7 protein-coding genes are annotated in these 6,894 nt (G+C 41.4%); 4 read left to right on the forward strand and 3 right to left on the reverse strand.

Annotated features, from left to right (window positions below):
* Positions 1-85: 85 nt before the first annotated feature.
* The 3 genes from ENH88_RS18240 to ENH88_RS18250 all read right to left on the reverse strand — a co-directional run bounded on the left by ENH88_RS18240 (position 86) and on the right by ENH88_RS18250 (position 3,557).
* Positions 86-1,831 (reverse strand): AMP-binding protein, encoded by a 1,746-nt coding sequence (locus ENH88_RS18240; protein WP_304184433.1) that lies wholly within the window; start codon positions 1,829-1,831, stop codon positions 86-88.
* 199 nt (positions 1,832-2,030) lie between these two features.
* Positions 2,031-2,477 (reverse strand): DUF3010 family protein, encoded by a 447-nt coding sequence (locus ENH88_RS18245; RefSeq protein ID WP_064666315.1) that lies wholly within the window; start codon positions 2,475-2,477, stop codon positions 2,031-2,033.
* 66 nt (positions 2,478-2,543) lie between these two features.
* Entirely contained in the window at positions 2,544-3,557 is a 1,014-nt protein-coding gene (locus ENH88_RS18250; protein WP_304184435.1) for an endonuclease/exonuclease/phosphatase family protein, read from the reverse strand.
* A 258-nt stretch (positions 3,558-3,815) separates the two neighbouring features.
* On the opposite strand from ENH88_RS18250, the gene thrS reads away from it, so the two are divergent.
* The 4 genes from thrS to ENH88_RS18270 all read left to right on the forward strand — a co-directional run.
* Positions 3,816-5,726 carry a threonine--tRNA ligase gene (thrS, locus tag ENH88_RS18255; protein WP_304184436.1) on the forward strand — a complete coding sequence of 637 codons (1,911 nt, stop codon included), beginning with the start codon at positions 3,816-3,818 and terminating at the stop codon, positions 5,724-5,726.
* Positions 5,727-5,785: 59 nt separating this feature from the next.
* Positions 5,786-6,349 (forward strand): translation initiation factor IF-3, encoded by a 564-nt coding sequence (gene infC, locus ENH88_RS18260; RefSeq protein ID WP_145233176.1) that lies wholly within the window; start codon positions 5,786-5,788, stop codon positions 6,347-6,349.
* A gap of 208 nt (positions 6,350-6,557) precedes the next feature.
* A complete protein-coding gene (rpmI, locus tag ENH88_RS18265; RefSeq protein ID WP_004587840.1) occupies positions 6,558-6,758 on the forward strand; it encodes a 50S ribosomal protein L35 in 201 nt (66 codons plus the stop codon).
* Between the two features lie 15 nt (positions 6,759-6,773).
* Positions 6,774-6,894 (forward strand): 50S ribosomal protein L20 (locus ENH88_RS18270; RefSeq protein WP_304184443.1); only part of this gene is annotated, 121 nt, incomplete at its 3' end.

Consider the following 6,894-nt stretch of genomic DNA (forward strand, 5'->3'; position numbering starts at 1 on the left):
CCATAGAACAATCGGTTTTTACTAAAAATAGCATAGGGTATTTAGCAATGAGGCTGAACGCAGGGTATTCAGCCTCTAGATTTAGTTAAGAAAACGCGGCTTCTTTTATTTCTGCTTGCATTTGTTCACGCATTTTAAATTTTTGTAGTTTGCCCGTTACTGTCATCGGGTACTGCTCAACAAACCGTATGTGTTTCGGTACTTTAAAATAGGCGAGTTTATCTTTCAAGAAAGCACGAATTTCTTGCTCGGTTAATACAGCATCTTCTTTGGGTTGCACCCAGGCACAGACTTCTTCACCGTATTTTTCATCATTAATACCAAAAATAGCGGCATCTTGCACGCCCGGATAAGTGTAGAGTACTTCTTCAATTTCTCGCGGATAGATATTCTCACCACCGCGAATAATCATATCTTTGATCCTCCCTACAATGGCAACAAATCCTTGTTCATCCATCACCCCAAGATCACCCGAATGCAGCCAGCCATCTTTATCAATTGTTGCGGCGGTTTTTTCTGCATCATTCCAATAACAGCGCATGATCCCCGCACCTCGGCTACACACTTCACCTGGTAGGCTAATTTTTTGAATATTGCCCACTTCATCAATAATTTTTACTTCGGTGTGGGCGAGGGCGCGGCCAACTGTGGTGACTTGTTTCTCGATGGGCGAATCAATTTCCGTGACATTATTAATAGGACTGCATTCTGTTTGACCATACCCAATCACGATCTCTTGCATATGCATTAGTGTGTGTACTTTTCGCATCACTTGCTCAGGGCATGTCGATCCTGCCATTATTCCGGTGCGTAAACTTGATAAATCAAAACGGGAAAAATCTTTTAGCTCCAGTTCTGCAATAAACATAGTAGGCACGCCATGCAGTGCAGTACAGCGCTCTTGCTCAACAACCTTCAAAGTAGTGGTTGGATCAAATGATTCACCAGGAAACACCGCCGTGGCACCTTTACTGATACACACAAGGTTTCCCAGCACCATACCAAAACAGTGATACAAAGGCACTGGGATACAGAGTTTATCTGCGGCAGTTAAGCGCATTGCATTAGCCATTAAAAAGCCATTATTTAAAATGTTTTTATGCGTTAATGTCGCCCCTTTTGGATTACCTGTGGTGCCGGAAGTAAACTGGATATTGATATCTTGCTCTGGTTGCAATGTTGCTGCAATAGCATTGAGCGCTTGCAGTGTTGCATCGTTAGGCATTGCCATAACCTGTTTAAAGCTAAACATTCCCGGTGCGGGTTGATCGCCAATACGAATAATATTTTTCAAATCAGGCAAATTCTTTGCGCTGAGCTGCCCAGGGGTTGCTGTTGCAAGCTCTGGCAGTAACTCGTTTAGCATGACAAGGTAATTACTGGCTTTAAAATTAGAGGCGGTAATAAGGGTGGAGCACTGTACTGAGTTAAGCGCATAGTGTAATTCATTGGGACGGTATGCCGGGTTAATACACACCATAATGGCCCCGATCTTAGCGGTCGCAAATTGGGTTAAGCACCATTCAAGGTTGTTAGGTGACCAGATACCAACCCGATCGCCTGGTTTTACACCTAAAGCCAGTAATCCCATTGCCAGTTGGTTGATCTGCTGTTGATACTCTTTATAGCTTAAGCGAATGTTTTGATGATGTAGCACAATTGCAGGGTGGTCTGGGTTATTGTCGACAATGGAGTCAAGGTAATCCCCTATGGTTTTATGGATCAATGCTGGGCTTTGTACTCCTTGATAGTAGCTATGCGTTAAATTTGGTGCATCTTTGACTGTTTTATTCGTATCGGTTGCAGTTGTATTATTGTTACTTATTTGCATGTACGGTCTCCGTGTCAATGTTGTGAGAGTTTACGTAGTTAGAAAAACACAGATTGTCGACAAAGGAAAGTGCTATACGACCAATGTAGCAATAAAAAGCAGGAATTTTAGGCAATAAAAAACGCTAGCAGTATATGCAAACATGGTTGCAATACGCACTAGCGTCACGCTTAGTGGTAGATAGCGGGTTAATTAAAAATTAAAGCTCTTCACTGCGGTAAGTTTTTTTCATTAAATAGACATAGGCGTTAACAAATGCATTCTCTTGGTACTTTTTCAGCCCAGTTTCTGCAAAATCGATAGGGATCGGATTACGCTTTAATTGCTCTTTAACCTCAGTCACTGTGAATAAGTGCACATCGAGTTCTTTAATTAATTGAATCGCGGTTTCCATCTTAAAGCCATTTGCACTGCCAGCAAATTTACCTTTTGGTGCACGTTGACGAATAGCGACCGAATCAATTTGATAATCTTGCATTAGTTTTGCAAAATCAAATTGGAATTTACGCATTACTTCTGTGTCATTGCCATTACCTAAGGTAAAGCGAGTTTGGCGAATATCGCGTATATCAAATACGTCTTTATCTTTTGTTAAAATACACAGTAGTACGTCACTACCGGTAATTTCTACACCGCATGTTCTCATTGTCATTCTCTAAATAACTAATTTGGGCAGCATTATATCAATTAAACGCCTTAAAAACAGTGCATTTTAAAAACCGATTTCAATTCCAATGCCACTGTGGTCGCTTACGCAGATATCTTCATCAATTTGGTTTGGATTTAAGTGCTTATCAAAACTTAAATAGTGTAACGATTTTACCCGTGCTAATGCACAGTCAGTATTAAAGTGCCCTGAGGTTAAAATGTAATCAAGTACATTGCCACGACCTTGGTAGTAATGTGTCGCTGGTTTTATTTTAGCATTTGCAAATTCGCTACTTAATTCAAACGAATCAGTTAATCCTACAATCGGTTGCTCAAGCTCTAAACAAGGTTCGCATCGAGTAGGGTGAAAACCTTGGGTCATAAATGATAATGCAGGGCTTTGTATATTGTCGTTAAAATCGCCCATCACTAAGGTTGCACAGTTTTTCTCGCGCTGCGTTTTTAGCGCATCATAATAGACAATTGAAGCCTCCAGTGAGCGTGAGATTTGCGATTGCATCATGCCAACCGTTTGCTGTAATAAATTAAGTAACGGATCGTCTTGATTGTGGATGTTTAACATGTGCGCCATGGAATGCACTCGTTGTGATTTAAAGTGCACCACATAGCAGGTTAAATCACCAAAGCCTGGCACATCAAAGTGGCATTTAATTGGTGTGCGGTTAAATTTAAATTCATTTTGATTATTTAAATACTCGAGTAACTCAGGGCAAGGAGTCAGTTCGTGACACGCTTGAAAAGGGATTTTTGCAGCAATCGCTACTACGGGATTAAATAGCACCTGTGGGTAGAGGTTGTCACTGCGCGGACTGGCCACGGTTGCAAAATAGTCATAACCTTGCTCTTTGCACAAAATAGCCAGTTGCTTGGGGCTAAATACTTCTTGGAAAGCGACAACGGTAGCTTGGCTTTGCCGTATGAAGTCTGTAATAAACTGCTGTTTTTGCTGCCATTGGGTTGCATTGTAGCGTTCGTGCAATTGATAAAAGGAATAAGGCGGCGCCGCATAATTAAGTAAATTTAAGGTGGCAAAACGGATACTTTTAAGTGCGGTCATTCGATGATCCAACAGCTGAAATTGCATTAAGTATGAAATGCAGCGGTTATTTGTCAATTTGTCTGGCTAAATACTTGTATTTAGTAGCTTCAAACGCGACAATAACCGCTTGTGTTTGCTAAGACTCAACAAACGCATTAACCAAATACGGTTAAAATTAACAATGCTTATTCGTAAAAGCGTTGTCGAGTTATTCATTTTAATTTAATAAATACATGTGATGCATTGTAGGCGTCACCACTGTAGTAAGGATTTATAATGCCAGTTATTACTCTCCCTGACGGCAGTCAGCGTAGTTTTGAAAACCCAGTAAGCACTCTTGATGTAGCCAACGATATTGGCCCAGGCCTTGCCAAAGCAACCATAGCCGGTCGTGTTAACGGCACCCGTGTTGATGCCTGTGACTTAATTACAGACGATTCTCGCCTTGAAATCATCACCGCAAAAGATGATGACGGCCTTGAAATTATTCGTCACTCATGTGCTCACTTGATTGGTCATGCAGTTAAGCAATTGTTCCCTGCAGCAAAAATGGCAATTGGTCCTACTATCGATAACGGTTTTTACTATGATATCGATATGGAGCATTCATTAAGTCAAGATGACTTAGAAGCCATTGAAAAGCGTATGCTCCAGCTTGCTAAAACAAACTACGACGTGGTTAAAGAAACCGTAAGCTGGCAACAAGCCCGCGATGCTTTTGCAGCACGTGGCGAAACATACAAAATTGAAATCCTTGATGAAAACATCAGCAAAGATGATCGTCCAGGCTTATACCATCACGAAGAATACATCGACATGTGTCGTGGTCCACACGTACCGAACATGCGTTTTTGCCAACACTTCAAAATAATGAAAGTGGCCGGTGCCTATTGGCGTGGTGATTCAGACAATAAAATGCTGCAACGTATTTATGGCACCGCATGGGGCGATAAAAAGCAACTTAAAGCCTATTTACAGCGTTTAGAAGAGGCTGAAAAGCGCGATCACCGTCGTATTGGTAAAGCACTTGATTTATGGCATTGGCAAGAAGAAGCGCCAGGCATGGTGTTTTGGCACAACGATGGCTGGAGCATTTACCGTGAATTAGAAGAATTCGTACGTGAAAAACTTCGTGAGTACCAGTACGAAGAAGTTAAAGGTCCAATGATGATGGACCGCTCGTTATGGGAAAAATCAGGTCACTGGGAAAAATATTCAGAGGCCATGTTTACCACTGAGTCTGAAAAGCGTGAATACGCAATCAAACCAATGAACTGCCCAGGTCACGTCCAGATCTTTAATCAAGGTTTAAAATCGTACCGTGATTTACCACTGCGTATGGCTGAGTTTGGTTGTTGTCATCGTAATGAGCCATCTGGTGCACTCCATGGCTTAATGCGGGTACGTGGCTTTACGCAAGATGATGCGCATATCTTCTGTACTGAAGAGCAAATCATGGATGAAGTATCAGCCTGTATCCAAATGGTCTATGATACCTATGAAACATTCGGTTTTGAGAAAATCGTTGTTAAGTTGTCTACTCGCCCTGAACAACGTATTGGCGAAGACGAAATGTGGGATAAAGCAGAGCTTGCGCTTGCGGATGCACTGAAAGCAAATAACATCGAATTTGACTATTTACCGGGTGAAGGTGCCTTCTACGGTCCAAAAATTGAATTTACTTTGTACGATTGCTTAGACAGAGCGTGGCAGTGTGGTACAGTGCAACTAGATTTTGCATTACCTGGGCGTTTAGGGGCAACTTATGTTGCTGAAAACAACGAACGCCGCACACCAGTTATGATCCACCGTGCAATTTTAGGTTCGATTGAACGTTTTATTGGTATCTTAACCGAAGAGTATGCCGGTTTATTCCCAACGTGGCTTGCGCCTAAGCAAGTGGTGATTATGAATATCACCGATAAACAAGCAGATTATGTGCAAGAAATTGTACAAAAATTAAATAAACTTGGAATTAGAGCCGCTGCTGACTTGAGAAATGAGAAGATTGGCTTTAAAATCCGTGAACATACATTAAAACGTATCCCATATTTACTGGTTGTTGGTGACAAAGAAGTCGAACAACAAGAAGTAGCAGTACGTACTCGCACAGGTGAAGACTTGGGCAAATTTAATGTTGATGAATTTGTTGCTAAAATTAGCGATGAAATTAAAAATCGACTATAAAAACTCTGCGTGTAGGGCATACATTTAATTGCTAACTACACGCTTATTATTTGATATTCTTGGAGGAACGTACTATTAGAGGCGGCAAGAAAGGGCAACAAACAGCCCAAAAAAATCGTATTAACGAAGAAATTACAGCTCAAGAAGTTCGCTTAATTGACATTGAAGGCGAACAAGCTGGAATTCAGTCATTAAAAGACGCGCAAACTATGGCTGATGCCGCTGGTGTTGATCTAGTAGAGATTAGCCCAAATGCTGAGCCGCCTGTTTGTAGAATCATGGACTACGGTAAGTTCATCTTTGAAAAAAGCAAAGAACTAAAAGAGCAGAAGAAGAAGCAAAAGCAAATCCAGATAAAAGAAATCAAATTCCGTCCTGGCACGGATGAAGGTGATTATCAGGTTAAGCTTCGCAACTTACGTAAGTTCTTAGAAGGTGGCGATAAAGCTAAGATTACCATCCGCTTCCGTGGTCGTGAAATGGCCCACCAAGAAATTGGTATCGAATTATTAAACCGTATCAAAGGCGATTTAGAAGAACTTGCAGTTGTTGAGTCTTTCCCAAATCGTGTTGAAGGCCGTCAAATGGTTATGATGATGGCGCCTGTTGCTAAAAAGCAATAAACAGGCTAAGATACGCACCGAATTTAGCTCAGGTCAGCAAGTAATATGAAAGTATTCACCTGTGCTAACCGGTATTAAAGTAAAACTGCAGCATTTATGTTGGGTTTTCACCGGACTATGGCAGTAAGTTAGGCCTAAAAGTGGAGCTATAGCAATATATCTCACGCCTGCTTACTAATTTTAAAGCAATACATTTGGAGTTATTGCAATGGCTTATAAGCTAAAAAGTCACAGAGGCGCGGCTAAGCGTTTCAAGAAAACTGCTTCTGGCGGTTTCAAGCGTAAACAAGCGCATCTTCGTCACATTCTGACTAAGAAAACTTCTAAGCGTAAGTTACACCTACGTCCTAAGATGATGGTTCATAAGAACGACCATGGTCTAGTTTCACGTATGTTACCATTCGCTTAATAGGGGTTTTTAGAAATGGCAAGAGTTAAACGCGGCGTTGTCGCACGTGCACGTCACAAAAAAGTTTTAAAACAAGCAAAAGGTTACTACGGAGCACGTTCACGTGTTTACCGCGTAGCTTTCCAGGCTGTTACTA

The sequence above is a fragment of the Pseudoalteromonas prydzensis genome (assembly GCF_011050055.1).
Lineage (GTDB): Bacteria > Pseudomonadota > Gammaproteobacteria > Enterobacterales > Alteromonadaceae > Pseudoalteromonas > Pseudoalteromonas prydzensis_A.

What these genes read in the sequence shown, in the direction of transcription:
- thrS (WP_304184436.1), top strand. Translation starts at nt 3,816, where the DNA reads ATGCCAGTTATTACTCTCCCTGACGGCAGTCAGCGTAGTTTTGAAAAC.
- ENH88_RS18240 (WP_304184433.1), bottom strand. Translation starts at nt 1,831, where the DNA reads ATGCAAATAAGTAACAATAATACAACTGCAACCGATACGAATAAAACA.
- rpmI (WP_004587840.1), top strand. Translation starts at nt 6,558, where the DNA reads ATGGCTTATAAGCTAAAAAGTCACAGAGGCGCGGCTAAGCGTTTCAAG.
- ENH88_RS18245 (WP_064666315.1), bottom strand. Translation starts at nt 2,477, where the DNA reads ATGAGAACATGCGGTGTAGAAATTACCGGTAGTGACGTACTACTGTGT.
- ENH88_RS18250 (WP_304184435.1), bottom strand. Translation starts at nt 3,557, where the DNA reads ATGACCGCACTTAAAAGTATCCGTTTTGCCACCTTAAATTTACTTAAT.